Here is a 24,769-nt window from a genome sequence, read left to right as displayed (position 1 = left end):
AAAAAACACGGAAATAAATTTTGAAACGAATTGTGGATGAACCCATAAAAATTATATTATGAGTTCATCCACTTTTTAATATATCCATAAATTCAAAGCATTAATACGCTTAATTTTATGTTAACTCAATTTAAAAGTTTTAATTGTTGACTCTAAATCATGAATCATTTTATTAAGCTGATCTACAAGGGAATGTATCTCACTTATAGCAGCACCTTGCTGCTCAGTTGCGGCAGATACTTCCTCAGCCGACGCTGCTGTTTCTTCAGATATTGCAGATACATTTTCTATAACAACCATTAATTGCTCTCTGCTTTCGATTACATTTTTTAAACTAGAAGATATATTACTTGTTTGCTCAACAATGTTATTAGTTTCCTTTGAAATGTTATCAAATGTAGTCATTGTATTTTTCACAGCACTATTTTGCTCATTGATAACACCTTCGCTATAGGTCATTTTGTCCTGTGCCTTATTAATATCTTCCCTTATAACCGATAAAATACTTTGAACATCATTACTTGATTTGGCGGTATTTTCGGCTAGCTTCCTTACTTCTTCAGCTACTACCGCAAATCCCTTACCGGCATCTCCAGCTCTTGCAGCTTCAATAGCCGCATTCAGTGCTAATAGATTTGTTTGTTCTGAAATGGACATTATGGTCTCCACTATTTCTTCAATAGTATGGGCCTTTTGACTTAAGTTAAATATAACATTGCCAATCTCAGAATATATTTTATCAGTTTCTTGAGATTTTTCACTCAAGGACTCAATTGCCTTCAGACCCATTGAGTTAGCTTCGTGAATTGTATTAGATGAATTTTTACTTTGCTCTATGTAGTTAGCCATTATATCTAGTTCTCTAGATAGGTTTGTAGAGGCTTCAAGGCCAGCTTCTGCTTCTTTTGCTTGGTCACTTGATGCACTTGCAACGCTTGTAACAGACTGAGCTACTTCGTTAATAGATACTTCAGTTTCCTCAGTAGTTTTTGATAGGAATTCAGCAGACTTTGTTACGGAAGATGCAACATTGTCTATTTTTCCAATAAGTTGTCTAGTATTATCTAATAAGATGTTAAAGCTTTGACTGAGTCTTCCAACTTCTGATTTAGATTTATTAGTACTTTTAACAGTTAAGTTACCAGTAGAAGCTTCCTCCATAAGTTGCATAAGGGTAACAATAGGTTTAGTTATTTTATTTGATACACTTAAAGCTACAAATATAACAACAATAATAAGGGCAAAGGCTATTATTGTATTTTGCTTTCCTACACCTTTAACAAAAGCTAGGGCATCGGATTTATTTTGAACTGTTATAATAGCCCAATTATCCGAATGACCAGGTAATACAATCGGTGTATAAGCACTTAGAACAGTTTGGCCATCGTTATTGGTATACTCAACGAAATCGCTCTCTCCGTTAAGAGCCTTTTCCGTAATTTCCTTTAGTTTATCAGGGAGTTCTATTTCAGATACTTCTTCCTTTGGATGACCCTTTGAATCTAAAAGATATTTACCATTACTATCAGTAACTTTTTCAGTTTTAGTTAAGGTTTTATAGTTATATAGATTACTAACCTGTTCCTTATCAGGGTGGGCGATAACTACTCCCTCACCATCAACAATACATATGTAACTTCCTTTTCCTAAATTGTATTTTTCCACCATTTCTTGGAGTTTACCAAGCTTAATATCCGAACCCATGATTCCCATTAATTTATTATCATTATATATTGGTACAAATACAGACGTAACTGGAATACCTCCTGATAGTGAAAAATAGGACTTGCTGACAAAGGGCTTCTTATCAGACATGATTTTCTTAAACCACCAGCGACTAGATCTGTTGCCTAAGTTACCAGCATTTCTTGCAGTTTGCATACCTTCAGCATTTTGAATAAATAGAAGGTCAAAATATGGATTTCTTTTTATATTGCTTGTAAGAACGGGTTTCTGATCTTCTGGTACGAAGTTTTTTATATCATTATTATCTGCGATTTCCTCAGTAATAAGATATGCCTTATCGATGAAGGTAGAGACGTTCTCTGAAAGGGATGAAGCAATGGTTAGATGATTAGTTCTAATCTGATCGTGATACTTGTCGGTAATAAAATAATAGCTTATTAAATTGGAGACCACTAAAGGAACAATTAAAATAAGCAGCATTACCAGAACCAATTGTTTTTTGATTGATTGCATTTGTTTACTCCTCTCACAATGATAATTTTAAAAATAAATGGAAATACCGTTAAAATATATCAAGATTTGTCGAAGAAATCAATATATTTGAGAAAATTTAACTGGAATTTAAGATGAAATTACTAAAAAATACCATAATGCTAGTGGACTGGTATTTTATTTTTATAACGTATACGAAAGTATAAACTAATTACGATTGTGAATAAATATAATTTTGGTGATAAGTCTCAAAAAAGTAACTTTAAAATCGCTATAAAAGACTGTCTTATTGAATTGTATTAGTTGCAAATCTTATGAAAATCTTGCAAATTAACCAATTTGTTTTAGAGGAAATTACATTTGTTCTTGTATAGTCAACATATTTGTTATAAAATAAAAAAATCATAAATAAATATTCGAGGTGATAAAATGAAATCTTGTTTTTATAAAAGTACTAGAAGTAGTGATCTAACTATTACATCTTCGGAAGCAATAGTGAAGGGCTTAGCCCATGATGGTGGATTATACATACCTGTAGAAATACCATCGTTAGATAAGTCATTTGAAGAGCTAAAGGAGATGAATTATAGGGAATTGGCATTTTACATTATGAAAAAGTTCTTAACTGACTTTAGTGATGAAGAACTTTCACATTGCGTAAATAATGCCTATGATGAAAAATTTGAATCAAAGGACATAGCACCTTTGACTGAGTCTGCTGGAGTACATTTCCTTGAATTGTTCCACGGACCTACCTTGGCTTTTAAGGATATGGCTCTTTCCATATTGCCATATCTATTAAAAACTGCAAGTAAAAGACTAAATATAAAAGAGGAAATAGTAATACTTACTGCAACCTCAGGTGATACAGGTAAAGCAGCCTTAGAAGGCTTTGCAGATGTAGATGGGACAAGAATAATAGTCTTTTTCCCAGAGGATGGGGTAAGTGAGATACAAAAAAGACAGATGGTTACTCAAGAGGGTGAAAATACCTTTGTTGTTGGTATAGAAGGCAACTTTGATGATGCTCAAAGAGGAGTAAAGGAAGCCTTTGCTGATGCAGAATTTAATAAGGAAGTAAATAATATGGGATACATGTTTTCATCTGCCAACTCTATTAATATAGGAAGATTAGTTCCTCAAATAGTTTATTATTTCTATGCATACTTAAACCTTATAAATGAAGAAAAAATATCAAAGGATGAGAAGATAAATGTAGTAGTACCTACCGGTAACTTTGGTAATATATTAGCTGCATACTATGCTAAAAAGCTCGGCCTTCCAATAAATAAATTTATTTGTGCATCAAATAATAACAATGTTCTATACGATTTTATCAACAGCGGTGTTTATGACACATCAAGGGAATTTAAAAAGACTATATCTCCATCGATGGATATACTTGTCTCTAGTAATCTTGAGAGATTCTTATATGAAATCAGTGGAAACGATGAAGCTATGATTAATGGACTTATGAAAGATTTAAAGGAAACTGGTAGATATGAAATATCCGATAATATGAAGGCAGGACTTAAAGATTTTTATGGTGGATATATCGATGATGAAAGAACCTGTGAAACTATTAAGGAGGTATATGATTCGTCGAATTACCTTATGGATACTCATACAGCAGTAGCCTATGCAGTTTACAAAAATTATAAAAAAGAGACCGGCGATGATACAAAAACTATAATAGCTTCCACTGCAAGTCCATATAAATTTACTAGAAGTGTAATGATGTCTATTAAGGAAGGCTTTGAAAACTACAGTGATTTTGATCTAGTGAGGGAAATGTCAAAGCTTACAGATCAAGATATACCTTTAGGAATTAGGGATTTAGAGAATAAAGAGATTTTACACAATAAAAAATGTAAGAAAGATGAAATGAAATCTACTATATTAAACAATTTAAATAAATAGGTGATGAAAATGATAAAGGTAAGAGTACCAGCCACAAGTGCCAACATTGGTCCAGGCTTCGATTGTCTTGGATTGGCTTTAAATTTATATAACGTTTTTTCCTTTGAAGAAATAGAGGAAGGTTTACTATTTGAAGGGTGTGACCCTGAGTTTGCAAATGAAGATAATTTGATTTTTCGTTCTATGAAAAAATGCTTTGAAAAAATAAGATATGAAGCTAAAGGTATTAAAATAAAAATAGAGAATGACATTCCTGTGTCTAGAGGACTAGGAAGCAGTGCTTCATGTATAGTTGGAGGAATTATTGGAGCAAATGAGATTGCCGGAGGAGTACTAACTAAGGAAGAGATACTGGAACTTGCTACTGAGATCGAAGGCCATCCCGACAATGTAGCTCCAGCTTTACTAGGCGGTATGACAGTAGCTATCCAAGACGACAATAATGTATTTTACAGTAAAATCAATATTTCAAAAGGATTAAAGTTTTACACCCTTGTTCCGGACTTCAGGCTCTCTACTGAAGAATCTAGGTCGGTGCTGCCTAACGAAATTGACTATAAGGATGGGGTATTCAATGTAGGTAGAGTATCTTTGCTCATAGCTGCACTTACAAATGGTGACTTTAGTCTTTTAAGGGCTGCTTCTGCCGATAGATTGCATCAAAGCTACAGGGGTAAGCTTATTGATGGTTTCGATGATATAAAGAAGAAATGCGAAGATTTAGGTTGCCTAGGAGTGTTTTTAAGTGGAGCAGGTCCAACAATAATGGTATTAGATGAAGAGGTGAATGAAAAATTCTATACTGAGATTGAGAAATTTTTAAAGACTTTAAATAATAAATGGGAAGTTAAGTCTCTGGATATAGATTTAGAGGGAGCTAAGGTGTTGTAAATATTATTGGGGGATAATATTTACAACTATTGAATAGTAAATAGATATATGGGGGGCTTCAACAGTTGTGAAATTTTGCAGCTGATTATTAAATATAGGGGGAGATTATATGAAGAAACAATTAACAGCTATCCTTTTAGTGGCAGTATTGATTCTAAGCCTACTTAGCGGGTGTGCGCCTAAGGAGGAATCTGAACCTGCAAGCGTAGAGGAAAATACTCCAGCTAAAGAGGAAAAACAGGAGGTCGTTGACGAAGAAATGGTATTGAACTTCACTTTGTCAGATGAACCTAGAACTATTGATCCAGCCTTAAATTCTCAATTGGAAGCAGGTCATCTTTTAAACAATCTTTATGAGGGTCTAATGAGAGAAATTGATGGAAAATTAGTGCCCGCAATAGCAGAAAGCTATAAGATAAGTGATGATGGATTGACCTATACATTTTATTTGAGAGACACAAAGTGGTCCGATGGAAAGCCGCTGACAGCCAATGATTTTAAATACAGCTGGCTCCGGGCTCTAGATCCAGAAACTGCGTCCGATTATGCTATGCTATTGTATTATATCAAGGGGGGACATGAATACTTTAGCGGTGAAGGCAAGAGAGAGGATGTAGCAATTAGAGTTATTGATGACAAAACACTAGAGGTTGAACTTCAAGCGCCTACACCTTATTTTCTAGGGTTAACCTCATTTTATACCTATTTACCAGTGAGGCAGGATGTGGTTGAAAAGGACCCTGAAGGGTGGGCCTCAAATACAGATATTGTAGTTTCTAATGGGCCCTTTAAGCTAACGAAATATGTCGGTGGAGATATGTTTCTTCTAGAAAAAAATGAAAACTATTGGAATGCAAATAAGGTAAAATTAGACAAAATAAATGTTAGTATTCTAGTGAATGAATCTACAGCTCTTATGGCATATCAATCCGACGATATTGATATTATGAGTAATATTCCTACTCAAGAAATACCAATATTGAGCCAGGAAAGTGATGAATTTTATATTAGACCTAAAACGGGAACCTATTTTTATGTATTTAATAATAGTAAAGCCCCAACGGATGATTTAAATGTTAGAAAGGCTCTCAGTTTAGCCATAGATAGAAAGGCAATATGCGAGAATGTTACAAAGGGGGCTGAGGTACCAGCTACTACCTTTGTTCCGAAGGGATTAAAGGATACAAGAGGAAATGAATTCAGCTCGATGGTCGATTATGGCATTAGTCCAGAAGCCGATATTGAAAAGGCAAAGGAATATTTAGCTAAAGCTGGATATCCAGATGGTAAGGGCTTCCCTGCGATTGAAATCCTTTATAATACATCTGAAACCCATAAGGTTATAGCTGAAGCTATTCAAGAGATGTGGAAGAAAAACTTAAATATAGAGGTATCCTTGATTAATCAAGAATGGCCTGTTTTTGCTAGCTCTAGAAGATATGGAAAGTACACTGGAGCTGCTAGATTTGGATGGTTCATCGATTATGCTGATGCTATGTCAATGTTAGAGGTACTTGAAGCTCAAGATACAAACAATTCATCTCAATGGATGAGTGAGGAGTACAATAAGCTTCTTCTCAGCGCAAGAAGTGAAATTGATCCGGAAAAGAGGGATGAGGCCTTATATGCAGCTGAAAAAATACTCTTCGATGAGCAGGTTATTATGCCTATCTTCTATTATACAGATAAGTTCTTGATTAAAAAGCGAGTAGTTAACTGGCAAAAAGAGTCACTTGGTAATTGGTTCTTTGGATATACATACATAGACGGTTCCTTAGATAGTAAGTAATAAGTATAAAGGTTAAAGTCATAAGGGGGTCGGGGTTAACTTCACTTATTTTGAAACACCCTGGGGCTGAACTCATAGAAAATCTTTATGAGGCCAGCCTCACTTTTTTTAGATTAATCCACCGTTGCAGTAGAAGCCTAGATAATGGTATAATATTTCAAATCCTATAGATATTTTATAATATTAAAAATATTTTATGGAGAGATTATAGTTCTCTTTGCTAGTTTCTGTATCAAAAGTCCCCTGACATTTATATAGTGGTTAGTAGGAGGGGGAGCATAATGAAACCGCTTATAGGTATAACCACTTATTTTGTGAAGGACAGCTATATGGGAACTAAAAGAATAAGAGGAATATCCGGTCAAGATATGAATTTGTCATCAATGGATTATTCATTGGGTGTTAACAGGGCAGGCGGTACTCCTATAACAATACCAGTTATCAATGATGAAGGATATATCAACGAGCTAGTTGATAGTCTAGATGCCTTCTTATTTAGTGGCGGACCAGATATACACTCCTATTATTATGGTAATAGTATAAAGAAGGGGCATGGTTTAGTAGTATTAGAAAGAGACAGATTTGAGCTAAAACTCCTTGAAAAGGCTTTAGAAAGAAATAAACCTGTTCTTGGAATATGTAGAGGGCTCCAGCTCATCAATATATTTTTTGGAGGCACTGTATATCATGACATATATAAATGTAAGGTAACAGATCTGGAGCATATGGCAACAATAGTTCCTAAATACGCCTTTAGTCATAAAGTTAATCTAGATATGAATAGTAAGCTTGTTAAAGCTTTAGGGAAGAGTATCGTTGATGTTAATAGTTATCATCATCAAGCCATAGAAATCCTAGGAAAAGGATTGAGAGAAACGGCTTGGGCTGAGGATGGAATCATAGAAGGTATAGAACATGAAGAGCATTTTTTTGTAGTGGGTGTGCAGTGGCATCCAGAAATGATGTTTGAAGCCCATGAAGAGCAATTGGGTATTTTTAAATTATTAGTAGATTATACTAATAAATCAATAAAAAATTAAAGGGTCAACATAACTTAGGAGGGAAAAAAATTATGCTAAAACACGTTGTTATGTGGCGATTAAAGGACATGGCAGAGGGGAAGAACAAACAAGAAAATAGCGAAATCATGAAAGAAATGTTATTATCACTAGAAAATGAGATACCAGAGATAAAATATATAGAAGTAGGTTTAAACATTAATCCAACCGATGCTGCCTATGACATAGTACTAATTACTCACTTCAATAATGAAGAAGATTTAAAGATTTACGCAAATCATCCTGAACATCTAAAGGTAGGAGAGTTTATTGGGAAGATAAGATCTGAAAGAGTAGTTGTAGACTATATTGAATAGATAAAAAAATGCGATTTTTGTCGCATTTTTTTTGTTCTACTACTGTAACCAATTCAAAAATTAGAGAATTATGGAGAAAAAAAGAGCAATTTGAAAAATAGAGTAAAATTACTGTGGATTATGGGTCTTTTTTCTTATTGAGATTTATATGCTTATTTGATAAAATTTATTATGACAAGAAGAACAGAACAGACAAAAATTTTTTCAACCCTTTTTGCACGAGGAGGGTATTTTTTGTTGCTAATCAATCTATATATAGTATATATAGATATGAAATATACAATATCTAGCAGAAAGGAAGAGTTTGATGATTGAAAAAATTAAGAAAAGGGATGGAAGAATTATTAGCTTTATCCCGGAAAAAATTACTGCTGCCATTTATAAAGCTGCAAAGGTTATTGCCGCGGAGGAAGGTCGTGAAGCATCATTTGACATTGCGGAGAAATTGACTCAGCAGGTAGTAGCTCTTCTGAGCAAAGAATATAGTAATGAAATTCCAACGGTTGAACAAGTACAGGATGCGGTTGTTAAAGTTCTAATAGAAGATGGACATGCGAAGACAAGTCAGGAATACATACTTTATAGAGCGGAAAGAACAAGAATTAGAGAAACAAAGACGAGGTTAATGAAAACTATCGAAAATATAACCTTAAAGGATGCCACCGAGAGTGATACAAAAAGAGAAAATGCTAATATTGACGGGAATACTGCCATGGGAACTATGCTTCAATATGGAAGTACTGTTTCAAAAGAGTTCTGTAAAGCACATATGCTAAAGCCTGAACATACATTGGCTCATGAAAGTGGAGATATACATATTCATGATCTAGATTTCTTTAATATGGGGACATTAACATGTACTCAAATAGATATACTGAAGCTTTTTAAAAATGGATTTTCTACGGGGCATGGATTTTTAAGAGAGCCTCAAGACATTATGAGTTATGCTGCATTAGCGGCAATAGCTATTCAATCAAATCAAAATGATCAACATGGGGGACAAAGTATACCAACATTTGATTATGGCTTAGCCCCAGGGGTGAAAAAAACATATAGAAAAATCTATATGGACAACTTAGCAAAGGCAATAATGCTAAGCTTTGACCTAGTAGATGAAGAAGCACAGAAAATAGCTAGTGAAGTTATTGAAAAATGCGAAGAAGCTGCTGGAGCAGAACTAAGCATTAAAGAAAATAATGAATTAAAGAATGAAGAAATATCTATTTTGAAGGATAGATTTAATATAAATGATGAAGAAGCTTTAAAAATGCAAAAATTTGCTTGCAAACATGCATATAAAGAGACCGATAGAAAAACATATCAGGCAATGGAAGCATTTATACATAACCTTAATACTATGCATTCAAGAGCAGGAGCACAGGTTCCATTTAGTAGTATTAACTTCGGTACTGATACTTCGGAAGAAGGTAGAATGGTAACTAGAAATCTACTTTTAGCAACTGAGGCAGGCCTTGGTAACGGAGAAACTCCAATATTCCCTATACTAATCTTTAAGGTTAAGGGAGGGGTAAACTATAATGATGGTGACCCTAACTACGATTTATTTAAGCTTTCATGCAGAGTTTCAGCTAAAAGATTATTCCCTAACTTTAGTTTTATAGATGCGCCATTCAATGCTGCATACTATGTTCCTAATAGACCAGAAACTGAAGCAACCTATATGGGATGTAGAACTAGAGTTGTTGGAAATGTATACGATAAATCAAGAGAGATAGTTACAGGAAGAGGGAATATTTCATTCTCATCAATAAACCTTCCTAGACTTGGGATAAAATATGGTCAAGTTACTAAAGGAACTCCTGACATACAAGGCTTCTTTGAGGATCTAGATTCTAAGGTTGACTTGTTAATAGATCAGTTAATTGAAAGATTACAGGTGCAACAAACTAAAAAGGTTAAAAACTTTCCGTTCCTTATGGGGCAAGGTGTATGGATGGACTCTGATAAACTATCATGGGAAGACAGTCTAAGCGAGATAATAAAGCACGGAACCCTAACGGTTGGATTTATAGGATTGGCCGAGTGTCTTAAGGCATTAATCGGTGAACACCATGGGGAAAGTCAAGAAGCTCAAGACCTAGGACTTAGAATCGTTAAGTTTATGAAGGATAAGCTTGATGCGACTTCACAAAAATATAAATTAAACTTTTCACTTATCGCTACTCCGGCAGAAGGGCTATCAGGTAGATTTACTAGACTTGACAAGGCGATGTTTGGTGAAATAAAGGATGTAAATGACAAGGATTACTATACTAACTCATTCCACGTTCCTGTTTACCATGAGATTAGTGCATTTAATAAAGTAAATTTAGAAGCTCCTTATCATGCATTTACTAATGCAGGACATATTACGTATGTAGAGCTTGATGGAAATCCATCTGACAATCTTGAAGCCTTTGAAACTGTTGTAAGGGCTATGTATGAAGCTGGAATAGGATATGGTAGTATAAACCATCCTGTAGACAGAGACCCAGTTTGCGGATTTAATGGAGTTATCCATAATGTTTGCCCAGGATGTGGAAGAACTGAGGATGATGGAATTAAATTCGAGAGAATTAGAAGAATTACTGGATACTTAGTAGGTACTATTGATAGATTTAATGATGCCAAGCTTGCTGAGGTTAAGGATAGAACAAAACACGGTATGAAAAATTAGAGGGAAGTGGTATTATGCTTATTAGACTATCCCATGGAATTACAAGGGACAGTATAGTTGATGGACCGGGACTTAGAGCCGTAGTTTGGACTCAGGGCTGTAGGCATAATTGTATGGGGTGCCATAACCCCTGTACCCACGATTTTAACAGTGGATTTTTAATGGATACTAAGGATATTATTGATGAGCTAGAGAGTTTAAGACTTCATAAAGGGATTACATTTTCAGGTGGAGATCCCTTTGAACAGCCTAATGAGTGTCTTGAGATAGCAAAAGCAGCTAAGGATATAGGACTAGATATATGGTGCTATACCGGATATACCTTTGAAGAGTTGATAAACAAGCGAGGAAAGAAATATAAAGAAGGATGGATTGAATTTTTAAAGTATATTGATGTACTGATAGATGGTCCATTTATATTAGAAGAAAAGAACTTGCTTTTAAAATTCAGGGGTTCCGAAAATCAAAGAATACTAGATGTAAAAAAATCCTTAAGATTTAGAACTCCGGTTCTGATGGCAGGGTATTATGATATGCAAACTGAAGAAGTGGCAATGGCTAGGTAAACTAGAGCTTTGTTAACAGTTTTACCCCTCTTGATAGGAAGACTATCAAGAGGGGGTTTTTAAGTTTTTGATAGAAATTTTGTCCATTTATGCTCTAGTATAAGGGTTGTAAAAGATTGGCAATGGGGAGGGGGAGGAACTGAAAGCTATATATAAACTACCCCTTGAGGTAAAAGGGAAAATAGACCCTAATATTGCCAAGGAAATCTATTAAAACAGTATGTTATATTAAATTAGACAAATGCCCTATTGTCGCGAAGTATATCGAGGATGAACGGATAAAAAGATGATCGGATTACATAAAGGTTTATGGGTGAATAATTTAACGTGCTTGGGATACCTCAAGAGAATTTTTTTCTTAAGAGTAAAACCCATATATATGGAACGGGGAGAAAAGCTAGAGCTGAAAAAGTGCAGAGGCTTAAAAATATATACATAATAATTGAATGAAATTAGAAAAAACGAAGAAATCTTAGGGGCAAGATTAAAATGGTGCTTAGTATACCTATTGTTGAATAGGAAGACTAGGAGAGAAGGGGATGTAGTTTAAAATCTTATACAAATGGGAGGTCAAGTTAGAGTAAAATGAAAATGAAAATGAAGAAAAAAAACATCGTATTAATGCTATTTATTGTTTTTAGCTTGCTATTGACAACATTATCCTTTGCCAATAATGATGGGCAAGTAAAGGTGTTGATTAATGGAACTCAAATTAATGAGGGGTACAAAGTAATAGATAACAATGTTTATGTCTCTTTAAATTCTATAGAAGAAACATCGAATGGGAGATATGAATGGAATGAAAGTACTAAAACTGTAAGTCTAACAACTGATAGAGATAAGTTAGTCTCTGAGGTTATAAAGGAAATTAGTCCAAGTGTAGTTGGGATTATAGGAAGCTTAAAGGCAAACCATGATATATCCTATAGAAATGATTATTTTGATGAGATCGCTCATGGTACGGGAATGGTAATAAAATCAAATGGAGAGATCTTAACTAACGCTCATGTTGTAAAAAATATGGATAAAATTGTAGTTGTTCTTTCCGATGGAAGCGGATATGAGGGAAAGGTTAAGTCTATAGATGAAGAATCAGATTTGGCAGTAGTAAAAATAGAAAAGAATAATCTAAAACCAGTAAAATTTGGAAAAGAAGAGGATCTGGTAATTGGAAACACTGTTATAGCAATTGGGACTCCAATTTCCTTTTCTCTTAGAAACTCAGCTTCTGTTGGAATAATTAGTGGAGTTAATAGAAGCTTACATAGTTCATATAGACTAATACAAACTGATGCAGCAATAAATCCTGGTAATAGTGGAGGACCTTTAGTAAATCTTAAGGGAGAAGTGATCGGAGTAAACTCAAGTAAATATATGGGTACAGGGATAGAAGGGATGGGATTTTCGATTCCAATCAACACTGTAAAATATGTAGTAAATCAATTTGACAAATATGGTGCAGTTAAAAAGCCACACTTAGGAACTGAGTTTGAGGAAGACTGGGCTGCAAAGGTTGGTCTGCCGTCAAAGGGTGGGTTGAGAATTGTTAAGATTGAAACAAATTCTCCTGCTCAGCAAAGTGGATTAAAGTTGGGAGACGTTCTTTTATCTATAAATAATGTAAGTATTAATAGTAATGTCGATTATAATGAAGAACTTAAAAAATATAACCGTGGAGAAAGCGTAATTATTAGAGTAAGACGAGATGGTGCTGTTAAAAGCTTTAAGGTGATATTTAGTTCTAAAATAAAATAGTTTGGAGGAATAGTATTGAAGAAAATAGCAATTTTTTTAATTTTAACTGTATATCTAATTGCATCAACAACTAGTGTATGGGCTAATGCAGATAGTGAAAAGGTTCATATATCATTTAAGGTTGGAGATGATATTTTAAAGATTAATAATGAAGATATTAAGGTAGAAAAACCATTTGTAGTAAATGGAACAACATTAGTACCTTTAAGAGTGATTACTGAATCATTTGGATCAGAGGTACAGTGGAATGGAGAAGAAAGAAGTATTACATTAACGGATAGTGATGTGGTTATAAAGCTTAAAGTTGATAGTAAGGAAGCAATCGTTAATGGAGTAAAAATAAATATGCTTCAGGCACCTAAAATAGTAAATTCAGTTACAATGGTACCTTTGAGATTTATAACAGAAAACTTTGGAGCAGAGGTGAAATATAATTCTGAGACTAGAGAAATTGAAGTTACTAAGGAATTAGCTGTAAATAGTGATGGAATACAAGACTTTGCTGAAATATTAAAGAAAACCTCAGATGAAAAAGTTGGAGACAGCTACTATAAATGGTCTATGGAATTACCTGAAAATGTAAAACTTTACTATAGAAGCTTTAGTGGTACATATAATAGCTTTGAAGAGTATGATGAAACATATTATATTTATGTAAGAGTTCGTGATGAAGAAGAGAGTGATTCTATTGATTCTCTTTTTGCTGAGAAGCTTCAATATGTAAACAGATACACTCTTGTAAGTCAGGAAAAGTTAGCTGATGACAAGCAAGAATATATTAAGGTTGTTTATAAGGATAGTGAAGGCATATATGAGGATAGGATATATATTAATGATGGCAAGATTTTTGATATAGGTATTGAAGTATATGACGAGGAAAAATACAAAAATAGTGATGAATTAAGGACTTTACTAGATTCCTTTAAGACAGAGTTTAGAGACGGAGAAAACATCAAGGATTTATCTAATGTTACAGAAGACGGATATAGAAAATATGAAAATGAGAAACAGAAATGGTCTGTAAATGTCTTGGCTGACTGGAGAGAAATTAAGTCAAGTAACAAGGTGAATAAAGTTGATTTTGCAGAAGTTTATGATAGAAATGATATAGAAGTAAGTAGGCTTGCTGTAAAAATGACATCTAAGCAAGATGGGTTAACTCTTGACAAATGGGTGAGAAATGAGCAAAAGCTAGTAGAGGAAAACTATAATCCTAAATTAGTAAAGATTATAAAAACAGAAGAAGTTAAAATTGATGGTAAAAGAAGTAAAAAAGTATATTCATCAATACAAATGAAAGATGCAGTAATCTATGAATGTACTACTTACTTAGTAGGAGACAACTATAAATATCAGTTAGTTTATTCTATGACTTCTGATAACTATAAGGATTCCAAGAAAAAAGCAAGAATGGAAAAAATGATTCACTCATTTGTATTTACTGAACCAAATGTAGAAGAAGTAGGTCAGCTAATAGACGCTGATGAAATAACCATAAATGAAGGAGTTAAAGAAATAAGAAATAAAGATCTTAAATGGAGTTTTGAAGTGCCATATGACTGGACTAGTAATTATACTAGTAACGATAAAGATAAGGTTATCTATGGACTAGAAAAATTTAATGTGGGTATGAGTTTAATTGTCTATGAGAATATTTCAGATAAACAATATGAGAAATTTATGGATCAAGCTGAAGAGGAGTTAGAATCATCTATAGGTATAGAGGAACTAAAGCAAAGTACAATCTCTAGTAAGGGTACAAGGGTAGAAAGATTTACTTATGAAACGGTTATGGGAGACTTAAATTCTAACGTAACACAATATGTCATAAATAAAAACGAAAAAATTTATCTGGTAACTTTCGTCATTGCTGATCTAACAAGCAGTGAGAAGAATAAAAAAACAATAGAGGATATATGGAAATCCTTTGAATTTGATAAATAATAAAGAAGGATTTTGAAAAAATTATAAAACCCCGTGATAGAAAATTTCTATCGCGGGGTTTTTAATCATATAATATAGAAATGTCAAAATACGAGACAAGGATATATCAATAGGTGAATAAAAGAGTACATATAAATAAATTTATTAGGTTGTAATAGGTTGTTTTGTGTTGTATACTATATTTATATTTTTTACGAAAATTTAATAAGTTGCTATAGGAGTGCCATGCACTTTTATATAAACATTTTAAAGGGGGAATAAAAATGTCAAAGAAAATTTTTGTATTGTTCCTAGTTATGGCTTTAATGGTATCTAGTTTGGCTGGATGCGGAAATAAAGCTGCAGAGGAAACAGGGAAACAAGAACCAGAGCAGAAAGCTGCTGAGCAGCCTGCTGAACAACCAAAAGAAGAGACAGATAAATCTAAGGCAGACAAAGACTTAGTAGTAGCAGTTTCTGCAACATTCATCAGTATGGATCCACACGATACTAATGATACGCTATCGTATTCTGCTCAAAAGACTATGATGCAGGGTTTGGTAGGCTTTGACAAAGACATGAATGTTATACCAGTACTAGCAGAAAGTTATGAAAGTAATGAGGCTGCAACTGAATTTACATTTAAGCTTCGTCAAGGAGTTAAGTTCCACGACGGAACTGATTTCAATGCAGAGGCAGTTAAGGCTAACGTTGATCGTTTAGCAAATCCAGAAAACAAATTAAAAAGACATAGTTTATTTAAGATTGTAGATAAAACTGAAGTAGTAGATGAATTTACTGTTAAAGTAATTCTTAAAGAGCCATTTGGAGCTATGATAAATACCTTTGCCCATCCAGCGGCTATGATGCATAGTCCAAAGGCCTTAGAAGCATATGGCAAAGAAGTATCTCAGAATCCTGTTGGTACAGGTCCATTTGTGTTTGAAGAATGGGTTTCAGGATCTCACCTAAAGATGGTTAAAAATGAAAATTATTGGAAGACGGGTTATCCAAAAGTGGATTCGATTACCTTTAAGCCAGTAAAAGAAAATGGTAGTAGAATCGCTATGCTTCAAACTAAGGAAGCTGACTTTATATATCCAGTACCACCGGAGCAGATTAAAGCTATAAATGGTAAAGATGGTGTTATAGTAGAGACGAATCCATCAATCATAGTTAGATACTTAGCAATGAATACAAGGAAAAAACCATTTAACGATGTTAGAGTTAGACAGGCTATAAACTATGCAATCAATAAAAAAGCATTTTCAAAGGTTGTATATAATGGTCTTACGGAGCAAATGGACTCTATTATAGCTCCAAATACACAATATTATTCAAAGCAGGATAGTACATATGAGTTCAACCTAGAAAAGGCCAAAGAGCTTATGAAGGAAGCCGGTTATGAGAATGGCTTTGAAACAGAGATTTGGGCAAATAATAGTTCTACAACTATTAGAGGTCTTGAATTCCTACAGCAACAACTTGCACAAATTGGTATTAAGGCTAACTTAGTACCAATGGAATCAGGTACAAGACTTGAAAGAATATGGACAGTAGCAAAGCCTGAAGAGGCAGAATTACAAATGTACTACGGAGGATGGTCGCCATCTACTGGTGATGCAGATTGGGGAATTAGACCGCTATTTGCAGGAGATTCATGTCCTCCAAATTCATATAATACTGCATACTACAATAATCCTGAGGCAGATAAATGGATTAAGGTAGGTATTGCTACTGCGGATACCGAAAAAAGAAAAGAAGCCTATGAAAAGGTACAAGAAATTATCTGGAATGATGCTCCTTGGGCATTCCTATCGGTTGACCTTACTAAGGCTGGTAGACAAGACTACTTAGAAGGCGTTTATCTATTACCTGATGGTTCACTAAGTGTTGAGGATGCTAATGTAAAATAATACACACTTGATAATTAATAAATAGGGCAGTCTCATAAAGGTCTCTTATGAGTACAGCCCTAGGGTGTTTCAGAAATTCATTACTCTGAGACACCCTATAATTCAAAAAATCCTGTAGAGGAGGAAAATAAATGCTAGATTATGCTATAAAGAGAATATTTGGTGTTATACCTACATTGCTACTAGTATCAATCTTCGTATTTCTCTTTATACACTTGATTCCAGGAGATCCAGCCAGACTTGTTGCAGGTGAGGATGCTACTTTAGAGGATGTAAAGCTTATCAGAGAGGAATTAGGCCTAGACAGACCATTATACGTCCAATATTTTAGCTATATGAAAGGCCTATTGCGTGGAGATTTAGGAACCTCTATGAAGACTAAGAAACCAGTTTTAGAGGAAATAGGAAATAGATTTGTGCCCACATTTACCCTAACTATTTTTAGTATCTTTTGGTCAGTCGTTTTTGGACTCCTAATAGGTATGGTTTCTGCCGTAAACCGTGGAAAGTGGCAGGATTATACAGGAATGTTTGCAGCGGTTTCAGGCATTTCTTTACCGTCATTTTGGCTCGGACTTATGATGATTCAGATTTTCTCCGTTAAATTAGGATGGTTTCCTACAGGTGGATATGGAACCTTAAAGCACTATGTCCTTCCATCTATGACCCTTGGGGCTGGAGTAGCAGCGGTAATAGCTAGATTTTCAAGATCTTCTATAATGGACATCCTAAAGGAGGATTATGTAAGGACTGCTAGGGCTAAAGGATTGAAAGAGAAAATTGTTGTTTGGAAACATGTTTTTAGAAATGCTCTTATTCCTATAGTAACTATGGTAGGATTACGATTTGGGTTCTTGCTAGGTGGATCAGTTGTTATAGAGACTGTTTTTAGCTGGCCTGGTATGGGAAGTCTTTTGATAGATTCCGTTGCCTTTCGAGATTATCCTATGATACAATCAGAAATCCTTATTTTCTCGTTACAGTTTATTATCATCAATTTAATAGTGGATCTGCTATATGCTGTGTTAAATCCTGAAATTAGTTATTAATAAGGAGGGATAGAGATGTCTCAAGTTAGCGAGAGTAGTAAGCTTAATCATACTGAAAATGAAGAGCTGGAAGATATAAGGACGCCCCTTTCAGAATTTTGGAGAAAGTTTAAAAAGCAAAGAACAGCCATGGCTGCTGGAATATTCATATGTTTATTTATTATAACTGCCATAATCGGACCATATATTGTACCCTATGATACAAGCGAGCCCGATTATGATCATTTGTTGGAAGGGCCCTCAAGTAAACATTGGTTTGGGACAGATGCCTATGGAAGAGATATATTTAGCAGGGTAATAGTAGGTTCAAGGATTTCTTTAGCCGTTGGGCTTAGTTCCGTTATCTTTGGAGCTATTTTAGGATCGATCCTTGGCCTCGTAAGTGGATATTATGGTGGATGGATTGACAATGTAATTATGAGAATTGCAGATGTTTTATTTGCTTTTCCGGGTATAATATTGGCCATTGGTATAATTGCAATTTTGGGACCAGGACTTTACAATGTAGTATTTGCAGTAGCAATTTTTAGTACACCTATGTTTGCAAGAATAGTTAGGGGTAACACCCTTGCCATTAAAAAAACTGTGTATGTGGAAGCCGCTAAAAGTATCGGAACAAAGGATAGACGAATTATGTTCAAACATATATTACCCGGGACTTTTTCAGGTATAATTGTATATTTTACTATGAGAATAGGTACATCAATCTTAACTGCATCTAGCTTAAGCTTTCTTGGAATGGGAGCACAGCCTCCAACTCCTGAATGGGGAGCTATGCTTAGTTCGGGAAGAGATTATTTGGGTGTAGCCTCACATATAACCTTTTTTCCAGGTCTTGCAATATTCATTACTGTACTTGCCTTTAACCTATTAGGAGATGGGCTAAGAGATGCTTTAGATCCTAAAATTGACAACTAATCAATGGAGAGAGGAGGCGACTTTATTGGCTAAGAAAATATTAGAAATAAAAAACTTGAAAACCCATTTTTTCACTGATAATGGAACGGTGAAAGCTGTTGATGGAGTAGATATTTACATTAACGAAGGAGAAACCCTAGGGGTAGTAGGAGAATCCGGTAGTGGGAAAAGTGTTACTTCCCTTTCTATTATGGGATTACTTAAGGATACATCTGGAAAAATCGTAGATGGGACAATTGAGTTTGAAGGAAAAAACCTGGCGAATTTGAAAGAAGATGATATGAGAGCAATAAGAGGAAATGATATTGCTATGATTTTCCAAGAACCCATGACATCATTAAATCCTGTACTTAGAATTGGAGATCAAATTAGCGAAGCTATAAAGCTCCATTTAAGATATAATAAGGAAAAGGCAAAAGAGCATACAATAAATATGCTAAAGCTAGTTGGCATTCCCCGTGCGGAAAATATATACTCGGAGTTTCCATTTCAACTATCGGGAGGTATGAGGCAAAGAGTAATGATTGCTATGGCTATGGCCTGCAACCCTAAACTATTAATAGCAGATGAGCCAACGACAGCTTTAGATGTTACCATACAAGCACAGATTTTAGATTTAATGAAAAAGCTTAAGGATGAAGTAGGTACAGCCATAATGTTCGTAACCCATGATCTAGGCGTAGTTGCAGAAATGTGCGAGAGAGTAGTAGTAATGTATGCTGGAAGAGTCGTAGAGACCGGAGATGTATATCAGATTTTTGAAAATCCACAGCATCAATATACAAAGGGACTTTTAAAATCGATTCCCGTTCTTAGAAGAAAAGTTGATCGCTTAGAGTCGATACCTGGAAATGTACCTAGTCCTAAAAATATGCCTAATGGATGTAAATTTGCACCAAGATGTTCAGAGGCATTTACGAAATGCTGGCAGGAAGAGCCGCCATTTTATTATATAGAAGAAAATCACAGTAGCAAATGTTGGCTATGTGATGAAAAAAGTTTATAAAAGGAGGTATATATGATGTTAGAACCTCTATTAAAAGTTAGCAACCTAAAGAAACACTTTCCAGTAAAGAAGGGCTTTTTAAGAAGAAGAGAAGAGTTTGTTCGTGCTGTTGATGGGGTATCATTTGAAATATATGAGGGAGAAACTCTAGGACTTGTTGGCGAAAGTGGATGTGGAAAATCAACAACCGGTAGAATGTTGCTTAAGCTAATTGAATCTACCGAGGGGGAAATTCTTTTTAAGGGTAAGGATATCACTAAAATGACAGATGATGAAATTCGCCCCCTAAGAAAGGATATACAGATGATTTTCCAGGATCCCTATGCATCTCTAAATCCTAGAATGACTGTTGGAGAAATAGTTGCTGAGCCTCTTATAGTTCACGATATGTATAAAGATAGTGAAGAAATGAAAAAGCGAATCCATGAGCTTTTAAACATGGTAGGTCTAAGCTCGTATCACTCAGTAAGATATCCCCATGAATTTAGTGGAGGCCAGAGACAAAGAATAGGTATAGCAAGAGCCTTAGCTGCGCAGCCTAAGATAATCATTGCCGATGAACCTGTATCAGCATTGGATGTATCTATTCAATCTCAAGTATTGAATTTAATGCAGGATTTACAAAGGGACCTAGATCTAACCTATCTTTTTATAGCCCATGATCTAAGTGTTGTTGAACATATAAGTGATAGAGTAGGAGTAATGTATTTGGGAAAACTAGTGGAACTAGCCGATAAAGATACACTGTATGAGAACCCATTACACCCATATACCCAAGCCTTACTATCAGCAGTACCTATTCCGAATCCGAGAATAAAAAAGGAACGTATAATATTAGAGGGAAGTATACCTAGTCCATTAAATCCTCCTAGCGGTTGTACCTTCCATACTAGGTGTAGACATGCTAAGGATATTTGTAAAAGGACAGCACCGGAATTTAAAGAAATAGAACCTAACCATTTTACTGCTTGTCATTTGTACTAAAGCGAAGCAGAATAGCATTAAGGATGTGAAATTCTTGGTTAAGAGAAAGCTGGTAATCATTGCTATACAGGAAGTGTACTCTAAAAAAATGAGTAATCAAATAAGGGTGATATTTGGGGATATTGTATCGGTACGTGCAATTACTATTAAGGACCTAAAGGCTGGTATGATAGAAAAGGATGAGATAGTGTTATTATCGGGACATCTAATAGAGCCTTTTGTTAAGTCCTTTATACCTAAGGGGGCAAAACATTTAATTGTTAAAAGGGGAATAAACTTCTTGAAGATAAGTAAGCTTCTATCGCTTCCAGAGGGGAGTAAAATACTTGTAGTCAATGATACAAGGAAAAATACCGATGAGGTTGTCGAAGAGCTTAGAGAAAATGTGGATATACACCACTATATACCCTATTATCCTGATAAAGGTTTTCCCGATGATATAGACTATGTTGTAACCCCGGGAGAAAAGGCAATGATACCAGGAGGGATAGAAAATTCAATAGACCTAGGCCATAGAATCGTCGATATATCAACCGTAATTCAGCTTTACGATTTACTTGGCATTAAACTAGTATATCCGACTATTTGTAAGAGATATATGACATCTTTGCTTTCTTTAACCGATGAAGCACATATGTATGAGGATATAGTTTTAGAAAACAATAAAATCAATGATTTGACAGAGTATACAGCAAAATATACCTTTGATGATATCATTACCTATAGTGAAGAAATGAAGAGGTTAGTAAGGGTGACTAAAAAATTTGCTTTATCCGATGAACCGGTTCATATTATTGGAAACGTGGGAACTGGTAAGAGTATGTTGGCAGAAGCAATTCATAATTTTTCTCACTTTAAGGAAGGGCCCTATGTAAGCATAAATTGTGAATCAAGAATAGCAAGAACATTAGAGAATGAATTATTTGGATATGAGGATAATGGAAGATATACAAGAGGTCTATTTGAAGTAGTTCGAAATGGGACATTATGCATTGAAGAGGTTGGAGAATTACCGCTAGATGTTCAGGCTAGATTAATACAAGTGTTACAGGAAAATAAGGTGTATTGCGCTGAAAGGCCTACACCGGTTCCGGTAAAACTAAGGATTATAACCACAAGTACTGTAGATATAAAGGAGCTTGTATCTAAGGGAGTATTTAAAAAAGAACTCTATTACCTTCTTACTAAAATGACATGTGTAATTCCTCAACTGAAGGATAGAGAAGGGGATTTAGAGGTTTTAATAAGTAGTTATTTAAAGAATAATCTTAAGAGAGATGATATTGAGTTTACGGACTCTGCTATGGAGATTCTCCATAAATACACTTGGGATGGAAACGTTAAGGAATTATTTAATCTATTGACATTAATAGCATGTGGTGAAGAAAAGATAATTACTGTAGAGAACCTTCCGTTTTTTGCAAAGCTTTGGAATAAAGACCAAAAGCGTACTTATAAAAATGAAAAAAATGATATTGATGTTAAATCAATGATTGAGAAAATAGAGCAACGTGGATTTCTAGGAGAGAGTTTAGAAATCTTAAAGGTATTTTTAGAGGGGAAGAAAAAGCATTCTTCCTATGGAAGAACTACGCTGCGCCAACTTCTTCTACAAAGAGGAATGAATCTAACAGATCAACAGCTTAGGTTAAGAATAGAAATACTAAACGATCTAAATCTTGTCACGGTTAGACATGGTAGGGCAGGTACGACAATTTCCAGGGGAGGAGAAAGATTTTTGGATCTATATTATCAAAAAGAAATATAGCACTTAAATTAATATTTACAGAAGTTAGGAGGGATGTCATGAATTTAGAATTGATTAGGGATCTATCTAATGCTAATGGAATATCGGGATTTGAGGATGAGGTTGTTGAGGTAATAAAGAGTTATGCAGGGGCTTATACAAATATTAAAGAAGACAGTTTTAGAAATGTGTATCTCCATAGAAAAAAGAATGATAATACTAAACCTGTAATAATGATAGATGGACATTCTGATGAGTTGGGTTTTATGGTTCAATCTATTAAAGCTAATGGAACTATAAAATTTATACCAATTGGTGGTTGGGTGGCTAAAAATGTATCCGCTCAAAGAGTTAAAATAAGAAACTCGGAAGGGATAGATATATTGGGTGTTGTAGCGTCTAAACCGCCTCATTTTATGTCGGAAGCTGAAAGGAATAAGCCTTTAGATATCTCGGATATGGTTATAGATGTTGGTGCAACCTCAAGAAAAGAGGTTATAGAAGTTTTTAAAATAGAAGTAGGAGCGCCTATAACTCCCGATGCCGAATTTAAATATAACGAAATGAATGAAACAATAGTAGGAAAGGCCTTTGATAATAGGCTGGGATGTGCTGTGGTGTTAGAGACTTTAAGGGAGTTAAAGGACGAGGAACTTGATGTGAATGTAATTGGTGCTATTGCATCTCAAGAGGAGATAGGTATAAGGGGGGCCGTTGTTACAGCTAATACTGTTAAGCCTGATGTTGCAATAGTATTTGAAGGTACTCCAGCCGATGACATTTATAGAGACGAGTTTGAATCTCAAGGGGCTTTGAAGAAGGGACCTCAAATAAGACACAGAGATAGATCTATGATATCGAATCCTAGATTTACAAGATTTGCGAGGGAGATTGCTAAAGAATCAGGGATTGATTTTCAAGATGCCGTGAGATTAGCAGGAGGCACGAATGGAGGTAGTATACATTTATCGAATTCTGGGGTGCCTACAATAGTCATAGGCGTACCCGTAAGATATGTACATACCCATCAAGGTTTTTCTGCAATAAAGGACTTCGATGATACTGTGCGATGGGCAGTTGAAATCATAAAGAGATTGGATAAACAAGTGATTGATAGTTTTTAAGGGTAAATTAAGCAGTATACAAATGAAAAATTTGCATAGAGATTCCGATAAAGACTTTAATTATAGATATCCAAAACACTAAGAAAAGTCGAGTATTTTGGTATATATAAATTAAGATTTCATAGGAACTTTCTATAGAAAGGAAAAATAGATGAAACCAGTTATTGGGATAACTACATTTTGGGAAAAAAAGATTAAACCCGATAGATTATATAATTTAGTAAGTCATCATTACATAAAATCAGTATATTTAGCTGGTGGAATCCCAATTTTGATTCCATTGATTGATAACAAAGAATTAGCAAAGGAATATTTAAAATCTATAGATGGTATAATTTTTTCTGGAGGTCATGATATTTCTCCACTAAGCTATGGTGAGAACCCAATAAAGCATGTCCAAATGATATGTCAAGAAAGAGATGAATTTGAGATAGAGCTACTATTAGAGGTTCTCAAATTAAACATGCCTACCCTAGGAATTTGTAGGGGAATGCAATTGATAAATGCTGGTCTAGGTGGAACCCTATATCAAGACATAAACTCAGAATTAGAAAACTCACTGGGGCACTTTCCACAAAATACATCACCACATAATCTCTACCATCAAATAAAGATAGATAAAGAGAGTAAGCTTTTTGATATATTTAGTAAAACAGAAATGAGGGTAAACTCCTTTCATCATCAAGCTGTAAAAAAAATAGCCAAGGGTTTAAAAGAAATAGCTTGGGCACCGGATGGAACCATTGAAGCAATAGAGCATAAAGACAATGACTTTGTAATAGGTGTACAATGGCATCCAGAAGATTTGACGAGCCATCATCCAGTTTTTTTGAAGCTGTTCAGAGCTATTGTTGATGCATCAAAGGAGTTTACAAAGCAAAAGTAAAAACATGAATAGTGTATTTATGAGAGAGGTAATTAGAGACCTCTCTTTTTTTTATAAAAAAAACC

General features: G+C 34.6%; 18 protein-coding genes. 17 read left to right on the top strand and 1 reads right to left on the bottom strand.

What is annotated here, in order from left to right; all coding sequences use genetic code 11:
- Positions 1–120 precede the first annotated feature (120 nt).
- Positions 121–2,199 carry a methyl-accepting chemotaxis protein gene (locus R9X47_RS07280; protein ID WP_432666102.1) on the bottom strand — a complete coding sequence of 693 codons (2,079 nt, stop codon included), beginning with the start codon at positions 2,197–2,199 and terminating at the stop codon, positions 121–123.
- A 408-nt stretch (positions 2,200–2,607) separates the two neighbouring features.
- Here R9X47_RS07280 and thrC point away from each other — a divergent pair, with 408 nt between their 5' ends.
- From thrC to R9X47_RS07195, 17 genes are all read left to right on the top strand, one after another.
- Positions 2,608–4,098, top strand: a complete 1,491-nt coding sequence (gene thrC, locus R9X47_RS07275; RefSeq protein WP_432666101.1) for a threonine synthase — start codon at positions 2,608–2,610, stop codon at positions 4,096–4,098.
- Positions 4,099–4,107: 9 nt separating this feature from the next.
- A complete protein-coding gene (thrB, locus tag R9X47_RS07270; RefSeq protein WP_432666100.1) occupies positions 4,108–4,989 on the top strand; it encodes a homoserine kinase in 882 nt (293 codons plus the stop codon).
- Positions 4,990–5,098: 109 nt separating this feature from the next.
- Complete coding sequence (locus R9X47_RS07265; RefSeq protein ID WP_432666099.1) at positions 5,099–6,778, top strand: peptide ABC transporter substrate-binding protein; 1,680 nt, start codon at positions 5,099–5,101, stop codon at positions 6,776–6,778.
- A 281-nt stretch (positions 6,779–7,059) separates the two neighbouring features.
- Complete coding sequence (locus tag R9X47_RS07260; protein ID WP_432666098.1) at positions 7,060–7,818, top strand: gamma-glutamyl-gamma-aminobutyrate hydrolase family protein; 759 nt, start codon at positions 7,060–7,062, stop codon at positions 7,816–7,818.
- A gap of 32 nt (positions 7,819–7,850) precedes the next feature.
- Positions 7,851–8,153 (top strand): Dabb family protein, encoded by a 303-nt coding sequence (locus tag R9X47_RS07255; protein WP_432666097.1) that lies wholly within the window; start codon positions 7,851–7,853, stop codon positions 8,151–8,153.
- A 307-nt stretch (positions 8,154–8,460) separates the two neighbouring features.
- Positions 8,461–10,830 (top strand): anaerobic ribonucleoside triphosphate reductase, encoded by a 2,370-nt coding sequence (locus R9X47_RS07250; protein ID WP_432666095.1) that lies wholly within the window; start codon positions 8,461–8,463, stop codon positions 10,828–10,830.
- 14 nt (positions 10,831–10,844) lie between these two features.
- On the top strand, positions 10,845–11,396 hold the full coding sequence (gene nrdG, locus R9X47_RS07245) for an anaerobic ribonucleoside-triphosphate reductase activating protein (protein ID WP_432666094.1): 552 nt from the start codon (positions 10,845–10,847) through the stop codon (positions 11,394–11,396).
- A 591-nt stretch (positions 11,397–11,987) separates the two neighbouring features.
- Positions 11,988–13,151, top strand: a complete 1,164-nt coding sequence (locus R9X47_RS07240) for a S1C family serine protease (RefSeq protein ID WP_432666092.1) — start codon at positions 11,988–11,990, stop codon at positions 13,149–13,151.
- A gap of 15 nt (positions 13,152–13,166) precedes the next feature.
- A complete protein-coding gene (locus tag R9X47_RS07235) occupies positions 13,167–15,095 on the top strand; it encodes a stalk domain-containing protein (RefSeq protein WP_432666091.1) in 1,929 nt (642 codons plus the stop codon).
- A 263-nt stretch (positions 15,096–15,358) separates the two neighbouring features.
- Positions 15,359–16,990: an ABC transporter substrate-binding protein gene (locus R9X47_RS07230; RefSeq protein WP_432666090.1), complete on the top strand. Its 1,632-nt coding sequence runs from the start codon at positions 15,359–15,361 to the stop codon at positions 16,988–16,990.
- Positions 16,991–17,121: 131 nt separating this feature from the next.
- Positions 17,122–18,039: a glutathione ABC transporter permease GsiC gene (gsiC, locus tag R9X47_RS07225; RefSeq protein ID WP_432666089.1), complete on the top strand. Its 918-nt coding sequence runs from the start codon at positions 17,122–17,124 to the stop codon at positions 18,037–18,039.
- Positions 18,040–18,054: 15 nt separating this feature from the next.
- On the top strand, positions 18,055–18,957 hold the full coding sequence (locus R9X47_RS07220) for an ABC transporter permease subunit (RefSeq protein WP_432666087.1): 903 nt from the start codon (positions 18,055–18,057) through the stop codon (positions 18,955–18,957).
- Between the two features lie 25 nt (positions 18,958–18,982).
- Entirely contained in the window at positions 18,983–19,963 is a 981-nt protein-coding gene (locus tag R9X47_RS07215) for an ABC transporter ATP-binding protein (protein ID WP_432666086.1), read from the top strand.
- Positions 19,964–19,978: 15 nt separating this feature from the next.
- Positions 19,979–20,947: an ABC transporter ATP-binding protein gene (locus R9X47_RS07210; RefSeq protein ID WP_432667597.1), complete on the top strand. Its 969-nt coding sequence runs from the start codon at positions 19,979–19,981 to the stop codon at positions 20,945–20,947.
- 34 nt (positions 20,948–20,981) lie between these two features.
- On the top strand, positions 20,982–22,715 hold the full coding sequence (locus R9X47_RS07205) for a sigma 54-interacting transcriptional regulator (RefSeq protein ID WP_432666085.1): 1,734 nt from the start codon (positions 20,982–20,984) through the stop codon (positions 22,713–22,715).
- A gap of 38 nt (positions 22,716–22,753) precedes the next feature.
- Entirely contained in the window at positions 22,754–23,818 is a 1,065-nt protein-coding gene (locus tag R9X47_RS07200) for a M42 family metallopeptidase (RefSeq protein ID WP_432666084.1), read from the top strand.
- Between the two features lie 151 nt (positions 23,819–23,969).
- Complete coding sequence (locus tag R9X47_RS07195; protein WP_432666083.1) at positions 23,970–24,704, top strand: gamma-glutamyl-gamma-aminobutyrate hydrolase family protein; 735 nt, start codon at positions 23,970–23,972, stop codon at positions 24,702–24,704.
- Positions 24,705–24,769 lie beyond the last annotated feature (65 nt).

It is taken from the genome of Wukongibacter baidiensis, from assembly GCF_050888315.1.
Taxonomy (GTDB): domain Bacteria; phylum Bacillota; class Clostridia; order Peptostreptococcales; family Caminicellaceae; genus Wukongibacter; species Wukongibacter baidiensis.
This window is presented reverse-complemented; position numbering and strand designations above follow the sequence as displayed.

Coding starts and splice junctions, on each gene's coding strand:
- R9X47_RS07280 (WP_432666102.1), bottom strand. CDS start 2,199: ATGCAATCAATCAAAAAACAATTGGTTCTGGTAATGCTGCTTATTTTA.
- thrC (WP_432666101.1), top strand. CDS start 2,608: ATGAAATCTTGTTTTTATAAAAGTACTAGAAGTAGTGATCTAACTATT.
- thrB (WP_432666100.1), top strand. CDS start 4,108: ATGATAAAGGTAAGAGTACCAGCCACAAGTGCCAACATTGGTCCAGGC.
- R9X47_RS07265 (WP_432666099.1), top strand. CDS start 5,099: ATGAAGAAACAATTAACAGCTATCCTTTTAGTGGCAGTATTGATTCTA.
- R9X47_RS07260 (WP_432666098.1), top strand. CDS start 7,060: ATGAAACCGCTTATAGGTATAACCACTTATTTTGTGAAGGACAGCTAT.
- R9X47_RS07255 (WP_432666097.1), top strand. CDS start 7,851: ATGCTAAAACACGTTGTTATGTGGCGATTAAAGGACATGGCAGAGGGG.
- R9X47_RS07250 (WP_432666095.1), top strand. CDS start 8,461: ATGATTGAAAAAATTAAGAAAAGGGATGGAAGAATTATTAGCTTTATC.
- nrdG (WP_432666094.1), top strand. CDS start 10,845: ATGCTTATTAGACTATCCCATGGAATTACAAGGGACAGTATAGTTGAT.
- R9X47_RS07240 (WP_432666092.1), top strand. CDS start 11,988: ATGAAAATGAAGAAAAAAAACATCGTATTAATGCTATTTATTGTTTTT.
- R9X47_RS07230 (WP_432666090.1), top strand. CDS start 15,359: ATGTCAAAGAAAATTTTTGTATTGTTCCTAGTTATGGCTTTAATGGTA.
- gsiC (WP_432666089.1), top strand. CDS start 17,122: ATGCTAGATTATGCTATAAAGAGAATATTTGGTGTTATACCTACATTG.
- R9X47_RS07220 (WP_432666087.1), top strand. CDS start 18,055: ATGTCTCAAGTTAGCGAGAGTAGTAAGCTTAATCATACTGAAAATGAA.
- R9X47_RS07210 (WP_432667597.1), top strand. CDS start 19,979: ATGTTAGAACCTCTATTAAAAGTTAGCAACCTAAAGAAACACTTTCCA.
- R9X47_RS07200 (WP_432666084.1), top strand. CDS start 22,754: ATGAATTTAGAATTGATTAGGGATCTATCTAATGCTAATGGAATATCG.
- R9X47_RS07195 (WP_432666083.1), top strand. CDS start 23,970: ATGAAACCAGTTATTGGGATAACTACATTTTGGGAAAAAAAGATTAAA.